19 protein-coding genes and 5 tRNA genes are annotated in these 22,788 nt (G+C 53.6%); 20 read left to right on the forward strand and 4 right to left on the reverse strand.

Annotation, left to right across the window (positions count from 1 at the left end; all coding sequences use genetic code 11):
* Nucleotides 1-52 precede the first annotated feature (52 nt).
* Complete coding sequence (locus tag GM298_RS12445) at nucleotides 53-715, reverse strand: OmpA family lipoprotein (RefSeq protein ID WP_021242473.1); 663 nt, start codon at nucleotides 713-715, stop codon at nucleotides 53-55.
* A 211-nt stretch (nucleotides 716-926) separates the two neighbouring features.
* Between GM298_RS12445 and GM298_RS12450 the strand changes: the two genes are divergently transcribed.
* Nucleotides 927-3,206: a molybdopterin guanine dinucleotide-containing S/N-oxide reductase gene (locus GM298_RS12450; RefSeq protein ID WP_266154186.1), complete on the forward strand. Its 2,280-nt coding sequence runs from the start codon at nucleotides 927-929 to the stop codon at nucleotides 3,204-3,206.
* Here GM298_RS12450 and GM298_RS12455 read toward each other — a convergent pair.
* Both GM298_RS12455 and tag read right to left on the reverse strand, forming a co-directional pair.
* Entirely contained in the window at nucleotides 3,169-3,615 is a 447-nt protein-coding gene (locus GM298_RS12455; protein WP_045285996.1) for an N-acetyltransferase, read from the reverse strand. The two genes, GM298_RS12450 and GM298_RS12455, sit on opposite strands and share 38 nt — an antisense overlap.
* The gene (tag, locus tag GM298_RS12460) at nucleotides 3,593-4,174 is read right to left on the reverse strand and encodes a DNA-3-methyladenine glycosylase I (protein WP_025759181.1); all 582 of its coding nucleotides are present in this window, start codon (nucleotides 4,172-4,174) and stop codon (nucleotides 3,593-3,595) included. Before tag ends, GM298_RS12455 begins: the two co-directional genes overlap by 23 nt.
* 349 nt (nucleotides 4,175-4,523) lie before the next feature.
* Here tag and lpfA point away from each other — a divergent pair, with 349 nt between their 5' ends.
* The 14 genes from lpfA to dppF all read left to right on the forward strand — a co-directional run bounded on the left by lpfA (nucleotide 4,524) and on the right by dppF (nucleotide 20,726).
* Complete coding sequence (gene lpfA / locus GM298_RS12465; protein ID WP_126800928.1) at nucleotides 4,524-5,048, forward strand: long polar fimbrial major subunit LpfA; 525 nt, start codon at nucleotides 4,524-4,526, stop codon at nucleotides 5,046-5,048.
* 58 nt (nucleotides 5,049-5,106) lie between these two features.
* Complete coding sequence (lpfB, locus tag GM298_RS12470; protein ID WP_025759183.1) at nucleotides 5,107-5,805, forward strand: long polar fimbrial biogenesis chaperone LpfB; 699 nt, start codon at nucleotides 5,107-5,109, stop codon at nucleotides 5,803-5,805.
* A gap of 23 nt (nucleotides 5,806-5,828) precedes the next feature.
* Entirely contained in the window at nucleotides 5,829-8,357 is a 2,529-nt protein-coding gene (gene lpfC / locus GM298_RS12475; RefSeq protein WP_266154179.1) for an outer membrane usher protein LpfC, read from the forward strand.
* Between the two features lie 17 nt (nucleotides 8,358-8,374).
* Nucleotides 8,375-9,442: a long polar fimbrial protein LpfD gene (lpfD, locus tag GM298_RS12480; RefSeq protein ID WP_266154180.1), complete on the forward strand. Its 1,068-nt coding sequence runs from the start codon at nucleotides 8,375-8,377 to the stop codon at nucleotides 9,440-9,442.
* Nucleotides 9,442-9,975: a long polar fimbrial protein LpfE gene (gene lpfE, locus GM298_RS12485; protein ID WP_416347236.1), complete on the forward strand. Its 534-nt coding sequence runs from the start codon at nucleotides 9,442-9,444 to the stop codon at nucleotides 9,973-9,975. Before lpfD ends, lpfE begins: the two co-directional genes overlap by 1 nt.
* 151 nt (nucleotides 9,976-10,126) lie before the next feature.
* Entirely contained in the window at nucleotides 10,127-10,825 is a 699-nt protein-coding gene (locus GM298_RS12490; protein ID WP_266154182.1) for an autotransporter domain-containing protein, read from the forward strand.
* A 238-nt stretch (nucleotides 10,826-11,063) separates the two neighbouring features.
* Nucleotides 11,064-12,266 carry an MFS transporter gene (locus GM298_RS12495; RefSeq protein ID WP_266154183.1) on the forward strand — a complete coding sequence of 401 codons (1,203 nt, stop codon included), beginning with the start codon at nucleotides 11,064-11,066 and terminating at the stop codon, nucleotides 12,264-12,266.
* A gap of 259 nt (nucleotides 12,267-12,525) precedes the next feature.
* A complete protein-coding gene (eptB, locus tag GM298_RS12500) occupies nucleotides 12,526-14,217 on the forward strand; it encodes a kdo(2)-lipid A phosphoethanolamine 7''-transferase (RefSeq protein WP_045285993.1) in 1,692 nt (563 codons plus the stop codon).
* 91 nt (nucleotides 14,218-14,308) lie between these two features.
* Nucleotides 14,309-14,385: transfer RNA gene (locus tag GM298_RS12505), tRNA-Pro, on the forward strand.
* 620 nt (nucleotides 14,386-15,005) lie between these two features.
* The gene (gene dppA / locus GM298_RS12510) at nucleotides 15,006-16,613 is read left to right on the forward strand and encodes a dipeptide ABC transporter periplasmic-binding protein DppA (RefSeq protein ID WP_025759189.1); all 1,608 of its coding nucleotides are present in this window, start codon (nucleotides 15,006-15,008) and stop codon (nucleotides 16,611-16,613) included.
* A 177-nt stretch (nucleotides 16,614-16,790) separates the two neighbouring features.
* Nucleotides 16,791-17,810 carry a dipeptide ABC transporter permease DppB gene (gene dppB, locus GM298_RS12515; RefSeq protein WP_045285992.1) on the forward strand — a complete coding sequence of 340 codons (1,020 nt, stop codon included), beginning with the start codon at nucleotides 16,791-16,793 and terminating at the stop codon, nucleotides 17,808-17,810.
* A 9-nt stretch (nucleotides 17,811-17,819) separates the two neighbouring features.
* The gene (gene dppC, locus GM298_RS12520) at nucleotides 17,820-18,722 is read left to right on the forward strand and encodes a dipeptide ABC transporter permease DppC (protein WP_025759191.1); all 903 of its coding nucleotides are present in this window, start codon (nucleotides 17,820-17,822) and stop codon (nucleotides 18,720-18,722) included.
* 10 nt (nucleotides 18,723-18,732) lie between these two features.
* Nucleotides 18,733-19,716, forward strand: a complete 984-nt coding sequence (gene dppD, locus GM298_RS12525; protein WP_008502772.1) for a dipeptide ABC transporter ATP-binding protein — start codon at nucleotides 18,733-18,735, stop codon at nucleotides 19,714-19,716.
* A complete protein-coding gene (gene dppF / locus GM298_RS12530) occupies nucleotides 19,713-20,726 on the forward strand; it encodes a dipeptide ABC transporter ATP-binding subunit DppF (protein WP_025759194.1) in 1,014 nt (337 codons plus the stop codon). Before dppD ends, dppF begins: the two co-directional genes overlap by 4 nt.
* Before the next feature lie 44 nt (nucleotides 20,727-20,770).
* On the opposite strand, the gene coaA is transcribed toward dppF, so the two are convergent.
* Nucleotides 20,771-21,721, reverse strand: a complete 951-nt coding sequence (coaA, locus tag GM298_RS12535; RefSeq protein WP_025759195.1) for a type I pantothenate kinase — start codon at nucleotides 21,719-21,721, stop codon at nucleotides 20,771-20,773.
* 318 nt (nucleotides 21,722-22,039) lie between these two features.
* Here coaA and GM298_RS12540 point away from each other — a divergent pair.
* From GM298_RS12540 to GM298_RS12560, 5 genes are all read left to right on the forward strand, one after another.
* Nucleotides 22,040-22,115 (forward strand) — tRNA-Thr (locus tag GM298_RS12540).
* An 8-nt stretch (nucleotides 22,116-22,123) separates the two neighbouring features.
* Nucleotides 22,124-22,208 (forward strand) — tRNA-Tyr (locus GM298_RS12545).
* A gap of 117 nt (nucleotides 22,209-22,325) precedes the next feature.
* Nucleotides 22,326-22,400, forward strand: a tRNA-Gly gene (locus GM298_RS12550).
* Between the two features lie 6 nt (nucleotides 22,401-22,406).
* Nucleotides 22,407-22,482, forward strand: a tRNA-Thr gene (locus tag GM298_RS12555).
* Between the two features lie 118 nt (nucleotides 22,483-22,600).
* A partial coding sequence (locus GM298_RS12560) for a GTP-binding protein (protein ID WP_044347782.1) occupies nucleotides 22,601-22,788 on the forward strand: 188 nt, incomplete at its 3' end.

Consider the following 22,788-nt stretch of genomic DNA (forward strand, 5'->3'; position numbering starts at 1 on the left):
GGAGAGGGCGTAAACACTAAAAACGGCAACGGGGTTGCCGTTTTGCTTTTACCTACTGAATTGGGCTTAACGTAATCTCAACGCGGCGGTTCTGCGCTTTGCCTTCCGCCGTGCTGTTGCTGGCGATAGGGTTAGCTGGGCCCATGCCGCTGGTGCGGATGCGGTTTGCTTCAACACCCTGGGTAATCAGCGAGCTGGCCACGGAATCGGCGCGCTGCTGGGACAGACGCATATTCAGATCCTTGCTGCCGGTGCTGTCGGTGTAGCCAATCACGTTCACGGCGGTTTTGTTGTACTCCTTCAGCACCATCGCCACGCCGGTCAGGGTGTTAGCACCCGCAGGTTTCAGCGTGGCGCTGTTGCTGTCGAAGGTCACGTTGTTTGGCATGTTCAGGATGATGTTATCCCCGCTGCGGGTGACGCTCACGCCGGTTCCCTTCATTTTGTCGCGCAGTTTCGCTTCCTGTACGTCCATGTAATATCCGACGCCGCCGCCCAGCGCCGCGCCCGCTGCTGCACCAATCAGCGCGCCTTTGCCACGGTCTTTCTTGGAGGAGGAGAGTGCCCCAACGCCTGCGCCTACCAGCGAGCCGATACCCGCGCCGATACCGGATTTACCCGCTTCGCGTTCGCCGGTGTAAGGGTTGGTTGTGCAGCCAGAAACAGCCAGTGCACCGCTCACCAGAGCGGCAATAACGAGTACGCGTTTTTTCATCTTCTTTCCTTAATCCTTTTTATTCTTTGCCACGGCGAGCGTGGCAGTTGATTATGACGTCCGGATACGGAGAAAATTCCGGGGATAACTCTGAAATTTGTGACAAACCATAAACTGCCTCAATAAGAAGGCCGTAAACCTGCACGCAACCAGGAGCGCACGCTTGAGCACCTCAACGAAAACCATTCTGACCGCCGCCCACTGGGGGCCGATGCTGGTCGAAACCGATGGCGAGAATGTCCTGTCGTCTCGCGGGGCATTGCCAACCCAACATCCCAACTCTTTACAGACCGTCGTTCGCGATCAGGTGCACAGCAAAACGCGCGTGCGCTGGCCGATGGTGCGTAAAGGATTTCTGGCTTCGCCGGACAAGCCACAGGGCATTCGGGGTCAGGACGAATTTGTTCGCGTGAGCTGGGATGACGCGCTGGCGCTGATCCACACGCAGCACAAGCGGATCCGCGACAGCTACGGCCCTGCCTCTATTTTTGCCGGCTCTTACGGCTGGCGTTCAAACGGCGTGCTGCATAAGGCCTCGACGCTGCTGCAGCGTTATATGAGCCTGGCGGGAGGCTACACCGGCCATCTCGGGGATTACTCCACCGGCGCGGCGCAGGCGATTATGCCGTATGTGGTGGGGGGCAATGAGGTTTATCAGCAACAGACCAGCTGGCCACTGGTGCTGGAACACACCGACGTGGTGGTGCTCTGGAGCGCTAACCCCCTCAACACGCTGAAAATTGCCTGGAATGCCAGCGACGAACAGGGCATTGGCTATTTTGACGCGCTGCGTAAAAGCGGTAAGCGTATTATCTGTATTGACCCGATGCGTTCTGAAACCATGGACTTCTTTGGCGACAGCGCCGAGTGGATTGCCCCGCATATGGGCACCGACGTGGCAATGATGTTAGGTATCGCCCATACGCTGGTCGAAAACGGCTGGCACGATGTCGAATTCCTGACGCGTTGTACCACCGGCTTCGATAACTTCGCCGACTATCTGACGGGTAAAACGGATGGCGTGGCCAAAACGGCAGAGTGGGCGGCAGACATTTGCGGCGTTCCTGCGGATAAACTCCGCGAACTAGCGGCGTTATTCCATCAAAACATCACGATGCTGATGTCCGGCTGGGGGATGCAGCGCCAGCAGTTTGGCGAGCAAAAACACTGGATGCTGGTGACGCTCGCCGCGATGATCGGGCAGATCGGTACCCCGGGCGGTGGTTTTGGTCTCTCCTATCACTTCGCGAACGGCGGTAACCCCACCCGTAAAGCGGCCGTACTGGCCTCCATGCAGGGCTCGGTGCTGGGGGGCGTGGATGCCGTGGATAAAATTCCGGTGGCGCGTATTGTTGAAGCCCTGGAAAATCCGGGCGGTTTTTATCAGCACAACGGTCAGGACCGCCATTTCCCGGAGATTAAATTCGTCTGGTGGGCGGGTGGGGCGAACTTCACCCATCATCAGGATACCCATCGTCTGATCCGCGCCTGGCAAAAGCCGGAACTGGTGGTGATCTCAGAGTGCTTCTGGACCGCCTCGGCCAAACACGCCGATATCGTGCTGCCGGCGACCACCTCGTTTGAGCGTAACGATCTCACCATGACCGGCGACTACAGCAACCAGCATATGGTGCCGATGAAGCGCGTGGTGGCGCCACGTGATGAAGCGCGTGATGACTTTGACGTATTTGCTGAACTGAGCGAGCTGTGGGAAGCGGGAGGGCGGGAGCGTTTCACTGAGGGGAAAACTGACCTCGAATGGCTGGAAACCTTCTATCAGATTGCCGCTCAACGCGGGGCCGCCCAGGGCGTTACGCTTCCGCCCTTTACTGAATTCTGGGAAGCAAACCAGATCGTGGAGATGCCGGAGAGTGAACAGAACGCGCAGTTTGTCCGTTTCGCCGATTTCCGACGCGACCCGGAAAAGCACCCGCTGAAAACCGAGAGCGGAAAGATGGTGATCTACAGCGAGCGCATCGCCAGCTTTGGCTACGCCGACTGCCCGCCGCACCCTATGTGGCTCGAGCCAGACGAATGGCACGGCAACGCCCAGCCGGGGCAACTGCAGGTACTGTCAGCCCATCCCGCGCATCGTCTGCACAGCCAGCTTAACTATTCGTCACTGCGTGAGCGGTATGCGGTTGCAGGGCGAGAGCCGATTACGCTGAATAGCCTCGATGCAAAAGCCCGCGGAATTGTCGACGGTGACGTGGTGCGCGTCTGGAACCATCGCGGACAGGTGCTGGCCGGAGCGGTCGTGAGCGACGGGATTAAACCGGGCGTTTTCTGTATTCACCAGGGCGCCTGGCCTGACCTGGAGCCCACCGAAGGGGGGATCTGTAAAAACGGGGCGGTTAACGTGCTGACCAAAGATCTCCCCAGCTCGAAGCTGGGGAATGGTTGTGCAGGAAACACGGCGCTGGCCTGGGTCGAGAAATATCAGGGACCCGAGCTTACCTTAACGGCGTTTGATCCGCCTGCCAGCTCATGATCCAGGTCGGGTGTTGAGTATCATCCTGCCAGGCGCTGTCTTCAATACGAAAACCCTGCGCGTGGTAGAAATTCACCGCCCGGACATTTTTCTGATACACCTCCAGGCTTAAGTGCGGGAAGCGCTGTTGAACGTGGTTCAGCAGCGCTCGCCCGATGCCTTTACCGATATACCCCGGTGCGACAAACAGTGCGCCGACAAACTGCGACTGCATCACGCTGATAAATCCGCAAGGTTCGCCATCCTGTTCCCAGACCCAGGTTTCAGCCGAAGGCAGGTAAACGTCCCGCACCATGGCTTCATTTTCTTTCCAGTAACTCGCCTCAATAAACGGATGCGCTTCTGTGGTGCTTTCAAGCCATAGGCTCAAAAGCGGCGCGGTATTCTCACTTTGCCATTTGCGGATCATGATGGCCTCCCGGATGACAGAAGCAGCCGGTAACATGGTCGTTGACCAGGCCACAGGCCTGCATAAAGGCGTAGCAGATAGTGGAGCCGACAAACTTGAAGCCACGTTTTTTCAGGGCCTTCGAAAGCGCATCCGAGGCCGGCGTCGAGGCGGGGATTTCCGCCAGCGTGGCGGCCTGCGTGATTTGTGGTTCGTTATTCACGAACGTCCAGACAAACGCTGAAAAGGATTCACCGTTTTGCTCCATCGCCAGGTAAGCGCGTGCGTTACCAATGATGGCCTGGATCTTACCGCGATGGCGGATGATACCGGCATCCTGCACCAGGCGTTCCACGTCGTCATCGGTCATGGCGGCGACGGCGACAGGATCGAACTGGTGAAAGGCATTGCGGTAGTTTTCGCGTTTCTTCAGTACCGTAATCCATGACAAACCCGCCTGCTGGCCCTCCAGGCAGATCATCTCGAAGAGTTTTTTGCCCTCCCTTTCCGGCACGCCCCATTCCCGATCGTGATAGTCGATATAAAGCTGATCCTGGCTGACCCAACCGCAACGTTGCATAGGCGATGTCCCTTAATGATGTTGATGCTAAACGAATCGATAGCCTGCGGACATTATGACGGTTCAGCCTCCAAAGCGCATAACCTCTTCGATAACACTGTGAACCGCGTATCATTCTGACATTCGCCAAATGTATTTTTGGATTGTATTGATAGGAATTATATTTTCAGAGCTGATTAATTCGCATAAGTTTAGATATTTAAATTAAATATTATTTTTATGATACTTAAAGAAGTATTTAATTTTACTTAATGCATTCTTTAATTAATATTATTTTATTGATTCGGCATGTGTATTATATTTCCTGACTTGTTTTATCCCATTGGCGTATTTTTTAAAAGGAGTTTTAATGAAAAAGATCATTGCGCTTTTTCCGGTTCTTGCTGTTATGTCGTCATCCGTTTTTGCCGCAGCGTCCGGTGATGGTACGATCAAATTCACTGGTGAAATAGTTGATTCACCCTGCGTCATCTCTGTTGATTCACAAAATCAGGAGGTTGTGCTCGGCCAGGTGAAAAAGAGTGTATTCACCGCAGTGGGCGATAAATCTTCTTCCAGACCATTTGAAATCAAACTGGAAGAATGTGATATCTCCAGCAAGACCAAAGTTAACGTGAGTTTTTCAGGCATCGCCGATGAAACAAACGATTCGCTGCTCTCCGTCAACACGGAGGCTGGCTCTGCTTCAGGCGTAGGTATCGGCATCTATGACAATGCTAATAAGCTGATTGATGTAAATACAGGAAAAGCGACAACGACGCTTCAGGCGGGTCAAACCGTTCTGTACTACACCGCTAATTATGTTGCCACCAAGGCTGCTGTAACTACGGGTTATGGTAATGCAGAAGTTGACTTCAATCTGACGTACGAATAATTGACAAAGAGAAAAGGCAATAGTTTCTATTGCCTTTGATGATTCGATGGAGAGAATCATGAGAGGTGGCAGGTTTATATTACTCGGTACATTAACGCTTTCATTTATTACGTCAACCGGTTACGCCGCAGGGGTGGCGCTGAGCAGTACGCGAGTGATATATGACGGGAGTAAAAAAGAAGCGTCGCTCACGGTGAATAATAAAAGCACGACGGATGAATTTCTTATTCAGTCCTGGATTGATGATATCAATGGCAGTAAAAAAACGCCCTTTATCATCACGCCGCCTTTGTTCAAACTGAATCCAACGAAAAATAACGTCCTGCGTATTGTGAAAACCACGGATGCGCTGCCCCAGGATCGCGAGTCTGTTTACTGGATAAACGTAAAATCCATTCCTGCACAAAGCGAGGGCTCAGCGGACAAAAATGTGCTGCAGATTGCGGTACGTACACGCCTTAAGCTTTTTTATCGCCCGGCGGGTCTTCAGGGCAAAAGTATGGATGGCTGGGAAACGCTGCGTTTCTCTCGCGTGGGAAAACATCAACTCAGTGTGACCAATCCTTCCGCTTTCAATCTTACGTTTAATCAGCTTTATGCCGATGGGCACGCTGTTGAAAAGTTGGGAATGGTCCCTGCAAAAGGCTCATTGATTATCCAGCTCCCCGCAGAAATGGGTCAGGTAAAAGACGTTAAATATAACATTATCAATGACTTTGGGACGGCAGGCGAGATGCTGACGCAGCATCTGAACTGAACATTGTCTTAAGGAACGCCGCAATGCCATGGATGTCACATTTTTTTGCCAGAAACGCTCCCCATTTCTCGTTGTCTGCACTCGCGCTGATGGTGGCGGGGACGTCCCCTTCATGGGCGGGAAAGTTTAATCCACGTTTTCTGGAAGAGGTACCTGGTATTGATCAGCACGTCGATCTCTCGTTGTTTGAATCGAAAAGTGCTGAGCAGGTACCTGGCAAATATCGGGTGGCAGTGGTAGTGAATGACCGCAAGATGGAGTCCAGAACGCTGGAGTTTAAAGCGGCGACTCCGGCTCAGCACGATAAACTGGGTGAAACGCTGATGCCTTGCCTGAGTCGGGTGCAGCTTGAAGGTATGGGTGTGCGTATCGACAGCTTCCCGGCGCTTAAGCAGGCTCCACCTGAAGCCTGCGTTGCCTTTGAAGAGATTATTCCCCAGGCGGCAAGCCATTTTGATTTTGCTGAACAAACGCTGGTGATGCGTTTCCCCCAGGCCGCTATGCAGCAAACCGCGCGCGGTACGGTACCCGAATCACGCTGGGATGAGGGGATCAACGCTCTGCTGCTGGACTACAACTTTTCCGGCAGTCATTCCAGTTACAACGACCATAACAGCGATCTGAGTGACAGCAGCGACAACTATTACCTGAATATGCGCAGCGGTATGAATCTGGGGCCATGGCGTTTGCGTAACTACAGTACCTGGACCCGCAACGACGGTGAACAGCACTGGGATAATCTTGGTACATCTCTGAGTCGCGCCATCGTGCCGCTGAAAGCTGAACTTACCCTCGGGGATACCTCAACGGCGGGCGATATCTTTGACAGTGTGCAGATGCGTGGTGTCATGCTGGCCTCGGACGATGATATGTTGCCGGACAGCCAGCGAGGGTTTGCCCCCGTAGTACGTGGTATCGCGAAAAGCAACGCCGAGGTGACCATCGAACAGAATGGTTACGTCATTTACCGTGCATATGTACAGCCTGGCGCATTTGAGATTAACGATCTTTATCCCACCTCGAACAGCGGCGACCTGACGGTGAAGGTGAAAGAGGCCGATGGCAGCGAGCAGACCTTTATTCAGCCTTTCTCGTCGGTCGCGATTTTTCAGCGCGAGGGGCATCTCAAATACACGCTTTCCGGTGGGGAATATCGCGCCGGGAATTACCGCAGTGGTGAGCCAAAATTTGGACAGTTTGATGCCATGTACGGGCTGCCGCTGGGTTTTACCGCCTATGGCGGCGCCATCCTGTCTGAGGATTACAACGCACTGGCGACGGGGTTGGGGAAGAACTTCGGCTACATTGGCGCGATCTCCATTGATGTCACCCAGGCTAAAAGCACGCTGGGGGATGGTCGCTCCGAAGAAGGCCAGTCTTATCGCTTCCTCTATTCCAAAAGCTTTAACGGCGGGACGGATTTTCGCCTGATGGGCTACAAGTACTCGACCAGCGGTTTTTATACCTTCCAGGAAGCAACGGATGTGCGCAACGACGCAGGCAGCGATTCCGCCAACTACCACAAGCGCAGCCAGATCCAGGCTAACGTCAGCCAGCAAATGGGCAGCTACGGTTCGGTTTATGTTAACGCCACACAGCAGGATTACTGGAATGATGAAGGTAAGCAGCGCTCCATTAACGCTGGCTATAACGGACGTATTGGCCGGGTGAATTACAGCGTGGCCTACTCCTGGACCAAAAGCCACGATGGTCGTGAGAGTGACCGCCTGTGGTCGTTTAGCCTGTCGGTGCCGCTCGGGCGGGTATGGAGCAACTATCACATTACCACCGACCAGCATGGACGTACCCTGCAACAGGCGGGGTTAAGCGGCTCTGCGCTGGAAGACCATAACCTCAACTACAGCGTCCAGGAAGGGTATGGCAGCAATGGTGTTGGCAACAGCGGCAACGCCAGTCTGGATTACCAGGGGGGATTTGGCAATGCCAGCATGGGTTATAACTACAACCGCGACAGTCAGCAGGTTAACTATGGTTTGCGCGGCGGGATTATAGCCCACAGCGAAGGGATTACGCTGTCACAGCCGTTGGGTGAGTCGATGGCGCTGATTTCGGCGCCGGGCGCGCGGGGCGCGAGAGTGGTCAATAACGGTGGAGTGACGGCGGACTGGATGGGGAATGCGGTGGTGCCTTACCTCAGTCCGTACCGTGAAACAGAGGTCGCGCTGAGAAGCGACAGCCTGAACAGCCGGGTGGATCTGGACAGTGCCTCGGTGAACGTGGTGCCCACGCGGGGTGCCATCGTACGGGCTCGCTTCGATACCCGCGTGGGCTACCGGGTGCTGATGAACATCACTCAGGATGATGGCCGGGTCGTGCCTTTTGGCGCTACGGCCACGTTGGTGGATGATAAGAAAGAGAACAGCAGCATTGTGGGTGAAGAGGGGCAGCTTTATATCAGCGGCATGCCGGAGAGCGGGCTGCTACAGCTGCGATGGGGTAACGATGCCAATAAGCAGTGTCGCGTTAACTTTACGCTGCCAGAGCAGCAAAACAGCAGCAACGTGGTGATGACCCACGCGGTTTGTCGATAACAGGGAAGGAAAAGACGATGTATCAACGTGTTTTTGCACTAACCGGGCTGGTGTGTGCGGCGCTGTTTTCCCACCATACGCTGGCGGCAGACGACTGGGGACCCTGCATCCCTACGGACGGGACGCGTCAGTTTAATGCCTCGATGATTAAAACGGTGACTGATACCTCAGAGAACAGTTCAGGCACCGTGTTTCCGGATTTTTATGCCTGGGATCTGGGGGAAACGTATCAGGTGAAATGTGAGTGCCCTGATAATAAAGAGTCCAGGTTCACGTATTTTAGTGCAAAAACATCACTCCCTTTTGGGCACAATGATGGTTCACAAAAGTATTTCATTGTAAATAATAATATTCAGATCGCGACCAAAATTTGGATCGAAGGGCTAAAGCGAGAGTATGTTGATGCGCCTTTTCCAGATGAGTCAAATCTTTATAAAGGCCGCTCGGCATGTGATGTTAGTCCTAATAATACCGATAAATTTACTACAGGCAGTAAAGGAAGCTTATCGCTTTATATTCACCACCCCTTCGTCGGGCAACTGGATATACCCTCTACCAATATTATGAATCTGTACGGTACCTATAAGCCCGGCGTATACAGTGCAACACCTATGTCTTCGGTCTATCTCAGTGGTTCTGTCACCGTGCCCCAGGGCTGTGAACTGGCCAGCGGTAGCACGCTGGAGATCCCCTTTGGTGAATTCCAGGCCCATGACTTTAAGGATCGTAAAGGACAGCTTCCGGCCGGTGCCTCGCCGGTGACGAAAGAACTGCAGTTTAACTGCACTAATATCTCTGACGGCGTGAAAATTTTCCTGCGCATTGAGGGAACGCCGAATCCGAATGACAGTTCAGCCATCGATCTCGGCAACCCGGATATTGGCGCAGTGATCAAAAACGCCAGCGGCGTGGTGCTAAAACCGAATAGCACGGATGCGCAGGCGCTGACGGCCGCGCCGCTGACGGATGACATCCACCGTTCTGCCTCCACCACGCTTTCGTTCTCGCCTGTGAGCACGACCGGTAAGCTGCCGGTAACCGGCGATTTTGAAGGCATTGCCACCCTGCGAATTGATGTGGAGTGATGCCCGTGAAAAGGATAAACGCGATGATTTATGGCGGACTGCTGATCTCCTGCGGCGCATGGGCGGTTCCCGTCAATATAGGGTCTGCCGGGGATGTACATTTTACCATCAGCATTCGTCAGGGAACCTGCGAGCTGGAGCAGGACAACATTGAGGTGGACATGGGGTCGGTAATACTGCCGCGCCCGGTACAGGCTGGGCGTGAACTTAATCAAAAGGCGTTTACCATTGCGCTAAAAAACTGTACTAACGTGGCCCGGACTTACGTCACGATGGATGGCCTGGCGGACAGCACAGACCCCCGTTTTTTCGCGCTGGACAGCGGCGGCGCGACGGGGATTGCCCTGAAAATTAAAACCGACGAGGGTGTTCAGCAGTTTCCGCTGAGCACCGATCCCACGCCTTTGGCACATACCATCCCCACTGATGGAAATAACGCGCTGAGATATATCGCCAGCTATGTCACGGTCAGTCCTGATGCAAAATCGGGGGCGGCTAACGCCATGCTGAACTTCAGCGTTGTTTATGAATAGAGGAGTGGCTGACAGAACGTTAAATAATTCAACCTGGCTGGCTTGACGTGCTGGTGAAAAAGACAATAGTTAATACAGAGCCATAGGCTCTAAAATCTCGTCCTGAAAATGATAATAATCGCCGAATTCGGCTCTCTCTGGGGTCGCATTGATGATGATAAAAAAAATCAGTGGTCGCCATGCCGCTTCTGGCCTGGTGGGGATTTCAGCCTGCCTGTTTTTTTGTAATACAGCGTCTGCCTGGCAACAGGAATATATCGTTTCAGACGCCCAAAATAATACGGCGGAACGCTATACCTGGGACGCGGATCACCCACCGCGTTATGAGGATATTCTCGCTGAGCGAATTCAGTCTTCACAAGACGCGCCTGGTCTGGCCCTGAATGTGCCGTCTGGCAGCACCCTGGACGGAGCGATGAGCGTGGGCTGGAATTTTCCGGTTTCAGCGGGCATCAACACTGGCCCGGTGGTGGCGTGGCGTTATGAAGGCACGGCTCCCATGATGATTAACGAGTTTGGTGATAGTGCGACAATGCAAACGTCCAGCGACCCGCTCTGGCATGCCAGCGTCAGCACGCTGGGGTGGCGTGTAAATACCCGCTACGGCGATCTCCGTCCCTGGGCGCAGATTAGCTATAACCAGCAGTTTGGTGAGAATCAGTGGAAATCGCAGTTTGGCATGCCGCAGACCCCCTCTCCGGCACAAAACGGCAACTGGATGGATGTGACCGTGGGAACGGATATGCCGTTTAACACCCACGTTGCGGCCTATGCGTCGCTTGCACAAGGGGAACACACCACCAGCGGAGAGGAGTTTTTGTACACCCTGGGTGTTAATGCAAATTTCTAGCGTTGTTACTTTTTTAAACGTTACGATAACATCCTGAATACAATAACCGCAGGGGTTACAGCGATAGCAGGTACTAACACTCTATCGCTTTATTCCCGGGCCAGGCCATTCATTCCCGATTCCAGGCATTTCATTCCGTTTCGCCTGCACTTCATGCCGTTTTACCCCAGGCATATTAAGGTTTTGTTTATTGTTGTCCTCAGCGAATTCCCTCAATTTCTCTTGCAGGACAACTGCCATGAACACATCAACTTATAACCGCACGCGCTGGCTCACGCTCTTTGGCACCATCGTCACCCAGTTTGCGCTGGGCTCGGTCTATACCTGGAGTCTGTTTAACAGTGCCCTTTCCGACAAACTCGGTGCACCGGTTAGCCAGGTCGCATTCTCCTTTGGTCTCTTGAGCCTGGGGCTGGCGATTTCGTCTTCCGTGGCGGGCAAGCTGCAGGAACGTTTTGGCGTGAAGCGTGTGACCATGGCGTCCGGGATCCTGCTCGGCCTGGGCTTTTTCCTGACGGCGCATTCCAGCAACCTGATGATGCTGTGGCTGAGCGCCGGGATGCTGGTGGGGCTGGCCGATGGTGCAGGTTACCTGCTGACCCTGTCGAACTGCGTGAAGTGGTTCCCGGAACGTAAAGGCCTGATCTCTGCGTTTGCCATCGGATCTTATGGTCTGGGTAGTCTCGGTTTTAAATTTATCGACGCCCACCTGCTGGCATCCGTTGGCCTCGAAAAAACCTTTATGATCTGGGGGGCGATTGTTCTGGTGATGATTCTGATCGGCGCCACCCTGATGAAAGATGCGCCACAGCAGGAAGTTAAATCCGTGAACGGCGTAGTGGAGAACGACTTCACACTCGCGCAGTCCATGCGTAAACCCCAGTACTGGATGCTGGCGGTGATGTTCCTGACGGCCTGCATGAGCGGTCTGTATGTTATCGGTGTCGCAAAAGACATCGCGCAGGGGATGGTAAAACTGGATGCGGCCACGGCGGCCAATGCGGTGACCGTGATCTCCATTGCCAACCTCTCCGGTCGTCTGGTACTCGGTATTCTGTCTGACAAAATCGCCCGCATCCGCGTGATTACGATTGGACAGGTGGTTTCGCTGGTCGGTATGGCGGCTCTCCTGTTTGCCCCGCTGAACGAAGCAACCTTCTTTGCGGCGATTGCCTGTGTGGCCTTTAACTTCGGTGGCACCATTACGGTCTTCCCGTCACTGGTGAGCGAGTTCTTTGGTCTGAATAATCTGGCGAAAAACTACGGCGTTATCTATCTGGGCTTTGGGATTGGCAGTATCTGTGGCTCGCTGATTGCTTCCCTGTTCGGTGGGTTCTATGTGACCTTCTGCGTGATTTTCGCTCTGCTGATTATCTCCCTGGCGCTCTCGACCACGATTCGCCAACCGCAGCGTGAAGTTTTCAAAGAAGTTCATGCGTAATGACGACACGAAAGGCCGGTTATCCGGCCTTTGTATTTTCTGAAAACGGGAAATAAAGCGTTTTTGTCTGTTTTGGGATTTGCTTTTTTGTAAATAACTGTACCGATCACACTCTCTTCTGCCACTTTTCTGCTTCCCTGTGGTCTACTTACCACGCCTCCAGACGTTTCATTGAACGATCCCTTGAGCGTATGTTTAATCTGTCTGCTTTTTAATCGAGGCAGGCGGCGGTACTGTCCCTTATTTCCGGGTAGCTTGCATGAAATACATTAAATCGATGGCGCAACAAAAGCTCTGCTTTTTGCTGGCGTTGTACATCGGCCTGTTTATGAATGGCGCGGTTTTTTTCCGTCGGTTTGACGGTTATGCGCAAGATTTTACCGCCTGGAAAGGAATTGCAGCGGTTGTCGAATTGGTCGCCGCGGTACTGGTCACCTTCTTTTTATTCCGTATTCTGACCCTGTTTGGCCGTCGCGTGTGGCGAGTGCTGGCAACGTTTATCGTGCTGTGCTCGGCGGGGGCCAGCTATTACATGACCTTTATGAATGTGGTCATTGGCTACGGCATTATTGCCTCGGTGATGACCACGGATATCGATCTCTCTAAAGAGGTCGTGGGGTTGCACTTTATTCTCTGGGTGGCGGCGGTCAGTGCTTTGCCGTTGCTGCTCATCTGGAGTAACCGCTGCCGGTACACGCTGGTTCACCAGATCCGTACGCCGGGTAAACGCTTCAGAAGCGTTGCGATTGTTCTGCTGGCCGGGCTGATGGTCTGGGGGCCAATTCGTCTGCTGGAGGTGAAGCAGAAGAATGACGAACGTACCTCCGGCGTGGATATGCCAAGCTACGGCGGTGTGGTTGCCAACTCGTATTTACCGTCTAACTGGATCTCTGCGCTGGGACTGTATGCGTGGGCACAGGTGGATGAGTCTTCTGATAATAAATCGCTGATGAACCCGGCGAAGAAGTTTACCTATGTCGCGCCAAAAGATATCGACGACACCTACGTCGTCTTTATTATTGGGGAAACCACGCGCTGGGATCATATGGGTATTCTTGGCTATGATCGCGATACAACGCCAAAACTGGCGCAGGAGAAAAACCTGATTGCCTATCGCGGCTACTCCTGTGATACCGCCACCAAGCTCTCCTTACGCTGTATGTTCGTACGCGAAGGGGGAGCGAGCGATAACCCACAGCGGACGCTGAAAGAGCAAAACGTCTTCTCGGTGCTGCATCAGCTTGGGTTTACGTCTGACCTGTATGCGATGCAGAGCGAGATGTGGTTCTACAGCAACACCATGGCGCAGAACATTTCCTACCGCGAGCAGATTGGTGCGGAGGCGCGTAACCGCGGTAAGCCTGTTGATGACATGCTGCTGATTGATGAGATGAAGTTGTCTCTCAACGGCAACCCGAACGGTAAACACATGATTATCCTGCATACCAAAGGGTCGCACTTTAACTACACGCAACGCTACCCGCGTAGCTTTGCGAAATGGACGCCGGAATGTGTCGGGGTGGATAAAGACTGCACTAAAGAGCAGCTGATTAACTCTTATGACAACTCCGTGATGTATGTGGATCACTTTATTGATTCGGTCATTGACCAGGTGCGTGATAAGAAAGCGATAGTGTTCTATGCGGCGGACCATGGTGAATCCATCAATGAATTCGAGCACCTGCACGGTACGCCACGTAAGATGGCGCCGCCGGAGCAGTTCCGCGTACCGATGATGGTGTGGATGTCTGACAAGTATCTGGAAGATCCGGAGAAAGCGAAGATGTTTGCTCACCTGAAAAAAGAGGCGGACATGAAGGTGCCACGTCGTCACGTTGAGCTGTACGACACTATTTTAGGCTGCCTGGGTTATACCTCTCCGGACGGCGGTCTGAACGAAAATAACAACTGGTGCAAACTCCCTGACAGCACCGCTAAAGCCGCGCAGTAGCTCGCCTGGCGAGAATATCGCCAGTTGAAGGGCTTTTTTAAATTAAGGGATTGACGGGGGCGCACCTCAGCAGTAAGATGCGCTCCGCATTCGGCGAGTAGCGCAGCTTGGTAGCGCAACTGGTTTGGGACCAGTGGGTCGGAGGTTCGAATCCTCTCTCGCCGACCACATTCTGAAAAGGGCTAACCGCAAGGTTAGCCCTTTTTGCATTATGATCTTAGCGCTTCAGAGTGGCCAAAATGCCCCTTAGCCTCGCTTCACCCTGCCTGTTAACGATTTTGTGACATAATCCATTGTATTTTTTTATATATAGATTGATCTTTTTTCGCGTTGCTTATGGATAACCTCAGCATTTTTCGCTGTGCGTTTTAACGTTCGCGGTATTTAGTGCTCAGATTATCACCATTCTGCAAGAAAATTTACCCATTCTGAATAAAAGTTAATCACTGATTGTTGCGCAATATGAAGATAGTTGTGCTGCAACATGGCGAGTAGCATAAATTTCCCTGCTGAAAACTGGCATACATAGTTTTTTTAATCTTTGTTTGCGGTTTCTCACACTCAGCGTAAATCCCCGTCACCTGTATTGACGTTTTCACATTCTGTTGACAGATTGTAGGGCATGAGGGGCATTTCAGGGACGATCTGCGCTGCAACTCAAACGCTCTTCTGAAAGGATTCTCCATCCCTTTAACGCCTTCGGGCATCACCGACCGGACCGGGTAAAAAATAAATAAAGGTCTGGCGGCGTAACACAACAAAGCAAAACATCACATTGGAGCAGAATAATGAGTATTTCCTTGAAGAAGTCAGGGATGCTGAAGCTTGGTCTGAGCCTGGTGGCTATGACCGTGGCAGCAAGCGTACAGGCAAAAACCCTGGTTTACTGTTCTGAAGGCTCGCCGGAAGGCTTTAACCCACAGCTCTTTACCTCTGGTACGACATACGACGCAAGCTCTGTACCAATCTATAACCGTCTGGTTGAATTCAAAACCGGTACTACGGAAGTGATCCCGGGTCTGGCGGAGAAGTGGGACGTCAGCGAAGACGGTAAAACCTATACCTTCCACCTGCGCAAGGGCGTGAAGTGGCAGGACAGCAAAGAATTCAAACCAACGCGCGACTTTAACGCCGACGACGTTGTGTTCTCCTTCGATCGTCAGAAAAACGCCCAGAACCCGTATCACAAAGTCTCTGGCGGCAGCTATGAATACTTCGAAGGGATGGGTCTGCCGGACCTGATCGCTGAAGTGAAAAAAGTGGACGATAATACCGTTCAGTTCGTGCTGACGCGTCCGGAAGCGCCATTCCTGGCGGATCTGGCCATGGACTTCGCCTCTATTCTGTCTAAAGAGTACGCGGATAATATGCTGAAAGCCGGTACGCCGGAGAAAGTTGACCTGAACCCAATCGGTACCGGTCCATTCCAGCTGCTGCAGTACCAGAAAGACTCCCGTATTCTCTACAAAGCGTTCGAAGGCTACTGGGGAACCAAGCCGAAGATCGACCGTCTGGTCTTCTCTATTACGCCTGATGCGTCAGTGCGTTATGCAAAACTGCAGAAAAACGAATGCCAGGTGATGCCATACCCGAACCCGGCTGACATTGCTCGCATGAAGCAGGATAAGAACATCAACCTGCTGGAGCAGGCGGGTCTTAACGTAGGCTACCTCTCTTTCAACACCGAGAAGAAACCGTTCGATGACGTAAAAGTGCGTCAGGCGCTGACTTACGCGGTGAACAAAGAAGCGATCATCAAAGCGGTTTACCAGGGCGCTGGCGTTGCTGCCAAAAACCTGATCCCACCGACCATGTGGGGCTATAACGATGACGTTAAAGACTACACCTACGATCCTGAGAAAGCGAAAGCGCTGCTGAAAGAAGCAGGCCAGGATAAAGGCTTTACCGTTGAGCTGTGGGCGATGCCGGTACAGCGTCCATACAACCCGAACGCACGCCGCATGGCTGAAATGGTTCAGGCTGACTGGGCGAAAATTGGCGTTCAGGCCAAGATTGTGACCTACGAGTGGGGCGAGTATCTGAAGCGTGCCAAAGCGGGTGAGCACCAGGCGGTAATGATGGGCTGGACCGGTGACAATGGGGATCCGGACAACTTCTTCGCTACCCTGTTCAGCTGCGCGGCGGCAAAAGATGGTTCTAACTACTCTCGCTGGTGCTACAAGCCGTTTGAAGACCTGATCCAGCCGGCGCGTGCGACCGACGATCACAACAAACGTATTGAACTGTACAAGCAGGCGCAGGTTGTCATGCACGATCAGGCTCCGGCGCTGATTGTTGCTCACTCCACCGTGTACGAGCCAGTGCGCAAAGAAGTGAAAGGCTACGTGGTTGATCCACTGGGCAAACACCACTTCGAAAACGTTTCTGTTGAATAATTAAAAGCCACGCCAGGCGGCGCTGCGCTTGCACTGGCCTACGGTATGTAGGCCGGGTAAGCGTAGCGTCACCCGGCAGCAGTGCTTTATTCCCTCTCTGAAAGGAGAGGGGATAAGATTTGTGAGCAATACAGACGCCACGCCACTGGTCGTGCGTCATCAGAGAGAATCCGGGTTATGTTGCAGTTCATCCTCCGACGTCTGGGACTTGTTATCCCCACGTTTATCGGTATCACCCTTCTCACTTTTGCCTTCGTCCATATGATCCCCGGCGACCCGGTAATGATTATGGCGGGCGAGCGAGGTATTTCCCCTGAGCGCCATGCACAGCTGCTGGCTGAACTCGGCCTCGATAAGCCGATGTGGCAGCAGTACCTCCATTATATTTGGGGCGTCATGCACGGCGACTTAGGGATTTCGTTGAAAAGCCGTCTTCCGGTGTGGGACGAGTTCGTGCCGCGTTTTAAAGCGACACTGGAGCTTGGCGTCTGCGCCATGATTTTTGCCACCGCGGTGGGTATTCCGGTTGGGGTACTGGCTGCCGTTAAACGTGGTTCCATTTTTGACCATACTGCCGTGGGCCTGGCGCTGACCGGCTACTCCATGCCTATCTTCTGGTGGGGCATGATGCTGATCATGCTGGTCTCGGTTCAGCTTAACCTGACGCCGGTCTCCGGGCGCGTCAGCGACATGGTCTTCCTGGATGACTCCAACCCACTCACTGGCTTTATGCTGATTGATACGGCTATCTGGGGCGAAGAGGGCAACTTCATTGATGCCGTCGCGCATATGATCCTGCCTGCCATGGTGCTGGGCACCATTCCTCTGGCGGTCATCGTGCGTATGACCCGTTCGTCCATGCTGGAAGTGCTGGGTGAGGATTATATCCGCACCGCGCGCGCCAAGGGCCTGACGCGTATGCGCGTCATTATCGTCCATGCGCTGCGTAATGCCATGCTGCCGGTGGTAACTGTTATCGGGCTGCAGGTGGGGACACTGCTGGCAGGGGCGATCCTGACCGAAACCATCTTCTCCTGGCCGGGTCTGGGCCGCTGGCTGATTGATGCGCTGCAACGCCGTGACTATCCGGTTGTGCAGGGCGGTGTACTGCTGGTCGCGACGATGATTATCCTCGTCAACCTGCTGGTCGATTTGCTGTACGGCGTGGTGAACCCGCGTATTCGTCATAAGAAGTAAGGGGCCATCATGTCACACGTTTCTGAAAATAAAGTGGTTGCTGCACCGGTTCCAATGACGCCGCTGCAGGAATTCTGGCACTACTTCAAGCGCAACAAAGGCGCGGTGGTGGGGCTGGTGTATGTCTCTATCATGATCCTCATTGCGGTGTTTGCGAACGTGCTGGCACCCTATAACCCGGCGGACCAGTTCCGCGATGCGCTGCTTGCCCCCCCGGCATGGCAGGATGGCGGTAGCCTGGCGCACCTGTTAGGTACCGATGACGTGGGCCGCGACGTGTTGTCGCGTCTGATGTATGGCGCGCGGCTGTCGCTGCTGGTCGGCTGCCTGGTGGTGGTGCTGTCCCTGATTATGGGGATCATCCTCGGCCTGGTTGCGGGTTATTTCGGCGGTATCGTTGATAACATCATCATGCGTATTGTCGACATCATGCTGGCGCTGCCTAGTCTGCTGTTGGCCCTGGTGCTGGTGGCGATATTTGGCCCGTCGATCGGTAACGCCGCGCTGGCGCTGACCTTCGTGGCACTCCCTCACTACGTACGTTTAACCCGTGCGGCAGTGCTGGTGGAAGTGAATCGCGACTACGTCACCGCGTCTCGCGTGGCGGGTGCGGGTGCGATGCGTCAGATGTTCGTCAATATCTTCCCTAACTGCCTTGCGCCGCTGATTGTTCAGGCGTCGCTCGGTTTCTCTAACGCCATTCTTGATATGGCCGCTCTTGGCTTCCTGGGCATGGGTGCGCAGCCGCCAACACCGGAGTGGGGCACCATGCTCTCCGATGTGTTGCAGTTCGCACAAAGCGCCTGGTGGGTTGTCACCTTCCCGGGTCTGGCAATCCTGCTGACGGTGCTGGCATTTAACCTGATGGGTGATGGGCTGCGTGATGCACTTGATCCCAAACTGAAGCAGTAAGAGGCACGAGATGGCGTTATTAAATGTAGATAAATTATCGGTGCACTTCGGCGATGAAGGCACCCCGTTTCGCGCCGTGGACCGCATCAGCTACAGCGTTAATCAGGGCGAAGTGGTAGGTATTGTCGGGGAGTCCGGTTCCGGTAAGTCAGTCAGTTCACTGGCGATTATGGGTCTGATTGATTATCCGGGCCGCGTGATGGCGGAAAACCTGCAGTTCAACGGTCAGGATCTGAAGCGCATTTCCGAGAAACAGCGCCGCCAGCTGGTGGGTGCGGAAGTGGCGATGATTTTCCAGGATCCGATGACCAGCCTGAACCCGTGCTACACCGTCGGCTTCCAGATTATGGAGGCGATCAAGGTGCATCAGGGCGGGAATAAGAAAACCCGTCGCCAGCGCGCGATCGATCTGCTGAACCAGGTCGGGATCCCTGACCCGGCATCCCGTCTGGACGTTTACCCGCATCAGCTCTCCGGAGGGATGAGCCAGCGCGTAATGATCGCGATGGCGATTGCCTGTCGACCAAAACTGCTGATTGCGGATGAGCCTACGACGGCGCTGGATGTGACCATTCAGGCGCAAATCATCGAGCTGCTGCTGGAGCTGCAGCAGAAAGAGAATATGGCGCTGGTGCTGATTACGCACGACCTGGCGCTGGTGGCCGAAGCGGCGCATAAGATCATCGTGATGTATGCCGGCCAGGTGGTCGAGACCGGAAATTCGCACGATATTTTCCGCGCGCCGCGTCACCCGTATACCCAGGCGCTTTTACGCGCGCTGCCGGAGTTTGCCCAGGACAAAGCGCGCCTGGCCTCGCTGCCGGGCGTGGTACCGGGGAAATATGACCGTCCGCAGGGCTGTCTGCTTAACCCGCGCTGCCCGTATGCGACAGACAAATGTCGGGCAGAAGAGCCAGAGCTGAACCAGCTTGCTGACGGTCGTCAGTCAAAATGCCACTACCCACTCGATGATGCCGGGAGGCCAACACTATGAGTACGCCACAGGCCACCACGCAACAGCCGCTGTTGCAGGCCATCGATCTGAAAAAATACTACCCGGTGAAGAAGGGACTGTTTGCCCCTGAGCGCCTGGTGAAAGCGCTGGACGGCGTCTCCTTTAACCTCGAACGCGGTAAAACGCTGGCGGTGGTGGGGGAGTCTGGCTGCGGTAAATCCACGCTGGGCCGCCTGCTGACGATGATTGAAGTGCCGACCGGCGGAGAGCTCTATTATCAGGGGCAGGATCTGCTCAAGCATGACCCGCAGGCGCAGAAGCTGCGTCGCCAGAAAATCCAGATTGTGTTTCAGAACCCGTACGGTTCGTTGAACCCGCGTAAAAAAGTAGGGCAGATTCTGGAAGAGCCGCTGTTGATTAACAGCAATCTGAGCAAAGAGCAGCGCCGTGAAAAAGCGCTGGCGATGATGGCGAAGGTCGGCCTCAAAACCGAGCATTATGACCGCTATCCGCATATGTTCTCCGGCGGGCAGCGTCAGCGTATCGCGATCGCGCGAGGGCTGATGCTCGATCCGGACGTGGTGATTGCTGATGAACCGGTTTCAGCGCTCGATGTTTCTGTCCGCGCGCAGGTGCTAAACCTGATGATGGATCTTCAGCAGGAGCTGGGGCTCTCTTACGTCTTTATCTCCCACGACCTGTCTGTAGTGGAGCATATCGCTGATGAAGTGATGGTGATGTATCTGGGACGCTGCGTGGAGAAGGGGACCAAAGACCAGATCTTTAATAATCCTCGTCACCCGTATACCCAGGCGCTGCTGTCTGCGACGCCGCGTCTGAACCCGGACGATCGTCGTGAGCGTATTAAGCTGACGGGTGAACTGCCAAGCCCGCTGAATCCACCTCCGGGATGTGCATTCAACGCCCGCTGCAGCCGTCGCTTTGGCCCTTGCACCCAGCTACAGCCGCAGCTGAAGGACTATGGTGGTCAGCTGGTTGCCTGCTTCGCGGTCGATCAGGATGAAAATGGCGAGAAGCCACACGCATAAAATAAAAAAACCGGCGCTTAGCCGGTTTTTTTATGTCTGCGTGATTACTTCCGCAAGCGAATCTGGTCAACGGCGTGCTTCTCGCTCTTGGTGAGGATCAGGCTCGCACGCTCGCGTGTGGGCAGGATGTTCTCTTTGAGGTTCACATAGTTGATCTCTTTCCACAGCCCCGTGGCCACATTGATCGCTTCTTCTTCAGATAGCTGAGCATAGTGGTGGAAATAGGAGTCCGGGTCAGTGAACGCCCCTTCACGGAACTTCAGGAAGCGGTTGATGTACCAGTTTTGCAGAAGGTCTTCCGGCGCATCGACATAAATAGAGAAATCGACGAAATCTGAGACAAAGACATGATGCGGATCGTGAGGATAATCCATGCCGCTTTGCAGCACGTTCAAACCTTCCAGAATCAGGATATCCGGCTGGACCACGGTTTTATCCCCACCCGGAATGCGATCATAGATCAGGTGTGAATAGACCGGCGCCGTCACGTGAGGCACGCCAGACTTCAGATCGGAGACAAATTTCACCAGGCGGTGCATATCATAAGAGAGCGGGAAGCCTTTCTTCTTCATCAGCCCGCGTTCTTTTAATACTTCGTTCGGATGCAGGAAACCGTCGGTGGTGATCAACTCTACGCTACGGTGCTCGGGCCAACGGCTCAACAGCGCCTGCAGGACACGTGCGGTGGTGCTTTTACCCACGGCCACGCTGCCGGCAATACTGATGATATAAGGAATGCGTTGACCGTTGGTTCCGAGGAACTGCTCCAGCACCGCCTGACGACGCAGGTTGGAGCTGATATAGAAGTTAAGCAAGCGAGAGAGGGGGAGATAAATTTCTGCCACCTCTTCCAGGGACAGATCTTCGTTTATCCCTTTTAACCGTGCGATTTCACCTTCCGTCAGCGTCATAGGGACGGAATCACGCAGGGCAGCCCACTGACTGCGGTTAAAGTGAAGGTAAGGCGTCATTAACGTTTGCTCTTTTTTGCTCATAAGCATGCTTCATTGAGCCAGCATCACAACTGCCGGATCGTGGCTCATCACACAGTTAATTTTGGACAATGGGCAGGAGGTTAACACCAGATGACAGGAATAATAAGAAAAAAGATGGAAAGCGCTGCGTAACGCGGAAGCCGTCACGCTACGGTGTATATGGTGCAAATCACACTGATATGTTGAATATTTGACCGTGAATGACTACTTTTACAGCGCTCAATGCGCTGTTCGCATAAAATGTGAGCGAAAGAACGTTTTATGCAAATTTTTAGTTGCATGACCGCGCAGGTATCCATAGAATGCGCGCTACTTGATGCCGACTTAGCTCAGTAGGTAGAGCAACTGACTTGTAATCAGTAGGTCACCAGTTCGATTCCGGTAGTCGGCACCATCAAGTCCGGTGGGGTTCCCGAGCGGCCAAAGGGAGCAGACTGTAAATCTGCCGTCACAGACTTCGAAGGTTCGAATCCTTCCCCCACCACCACTTTCTGGCAGCGTAAATGCCGCCGGAGCTGGTTTAAAAGCTGAATCAGCTCGAACTGAAAAAGAGAGAAATCTCTTTTTTTGTTACAGAAAGAACTGGGTAGCCGAGTTTCAGGATGCGGGCATCGTATAATGGCTATTACCTCAGCCTTCCAAGCTGATGATGCGGGTTCGATTCCCGCTGCCCGCTCCAATACGTGCTGATATGGCTCAGTTGGTAGAGCGCACCCTTGGTAAGGGTGAGGTCCCCAGTTCGACTCTGGGTATCAGCACCACTTCACTTCTCCTTCCCGTTTCTCTCTGTTTCAATTTTACTGTATTCAACAATTCAGGCATTTCGCCTGGTTGATGTGGTGATATCACCGATTTATCCGTGTCTTAGAGGGACAATCGATGTCTAAAGAAAAGTTTGAACGTACAAAACCGCACGTTAACGTCGGTACTATCGGCCACGTTGACCATGGTAAAACAACGCTGACCGCTGCAATCACTACCGTTCTGGCAAAAACCTACGGTGGTTCTGCTCGTGCATTCGACCAGATCGATAACGCACCAGAAGAAAAAGCTCGTGGTATCACCAT

This window comes from Enterobacter sp. HSTU-ASh6, assembly GCF_026319105.1.
Classification (GTDB): Bacteria; Pseudomonadota; Gammaproteobacteria; order Enterobacterales; family Enterobacteriaceae; genus Enterobacter; species Enterobacter sichuanensis.

Excerpts from the sequence above, each read along its gene's own strand:
- dppD (WP_008502772.1), top strand. The coding sequence starts at position 18,733 with ATGGCGTTATTAAATGTAGATAAATTATCGGTGCACTTCGGCGATGAA.
- dppA (WP_025759189.1), top strand. The coding sequence starts at position 15,006 with ATGAGTATTTCCTTGAAGAAGTCAGGGATGCTGAAGCTTGGTCTGAGC.
- lpfD (WP_266154180.1), top strand. The coding sequence starts at position 8,375 with ATGTATCAACGTGTTTTTGCACTAACCGGGCTGGTGTGTGCGGCGCTG.
- dppF (WP_025759194.1), top strand. The coding sequence starts at position 19,713 with ATGAGTACGCCACAGGCCACCACGCAACAGCCGCTGTTGCAGGCCATC.
- lpfC (WP_266154179.1), top strand. The coding sequence starts at position 5,829 with ATGCCATGGATGTCACATTTTTTTGCCAGAAACGCTCCCCATTTCTCG.
- GM298_RS12455 (WP_045285996.1), bottom strand. The coding sequence starts at position 3,615 with ATGATCCGCAAATGGCAAAGTGAGAATACCGCGCCGCTTTTGAGCCTA.
- lpfA (WP_126800928.1), top strand. The coding sequence starts at position 4,524 with ATGAAAAAGATCATTGCGCTTTTTCCGGTTCTTGCTGTTATGTCGTCA.
- lpfB (WP_025759183.1), top strand. The coding sequence starts at position 5,107 with ATGAGAGGTGGCAGGTTTATATTACTCGGTACATTAACGCTTTCATTT.
- coaA (WP_025759195.1), bottom strand. The coding sequence starts at position 21,721 with ATGAGCAAAAAAGAGCAAACGTTAATGACGCCTTACCTTCACTTTAAC.
- dppB (WP_045285992.1), top strand. The coding sequence starts at position 16,791 with ATGTTGCAGTTCATCCTCCGACGTCTGGGACTTGTTATCCCCACGTTT.
- dppC (WP_025759191.1), top strand. The coding sequence starts at position 17,820 with ATGTCACACGTTTCTGAAAATAAAGTGGTTGCTGCACCGGTTCCAATG.
- tag (WP_025759181.1), bottom strand. The coding sequence starts at position 4,174 with ATGCAACGTTGCGGTTGGGTCAGCCAGGATCAGCTTTATATCGACTAT.
- GM298_RS12450 (WP_266154186.1), top strand. The coding sequence starts at position 927 with ATGCTGGTCGAAACCGATGGCGAGAATGTCCTGTCGTCTCGCGGGGCA.
- GM298_RS12490 (WP_266154182.1), top strand. The coding sequence starts at position 10,127 with ATGATGATAAAAAAAATCAGTGGTCGCCATGCCGCTTCTGGCCTGGTG.
- eptB (WP_045285993.1), top strand. The coding sequence starts at position 12,526 with ATGAAATACATTAAATCGATGGCGCAACAAAAGCTCTGCTTTTTGCTG.
- GM298_RS12445 (WP_021242473.1), bottom strand. The coding sequence starts at position 715 with ATGAAAAAACGCGTACTCGTTATTGCCGCTCTGGTGAGCGGTGCACTG.
- lpfE (WP_416347236.1), top strand. The coding sequence starts at position 9,442 with ATGCCCGTGAAAAGGATAAACGCGATGATTTATGGCGGACTGCTGATC.
- GM298_RS12495 (WP_266154183.1), top strand. The coding sequence starts at position 11,064 with ATGAACACATCAACTTATAACCGCACGCGCTGGCTCACGCTCTTTGGC.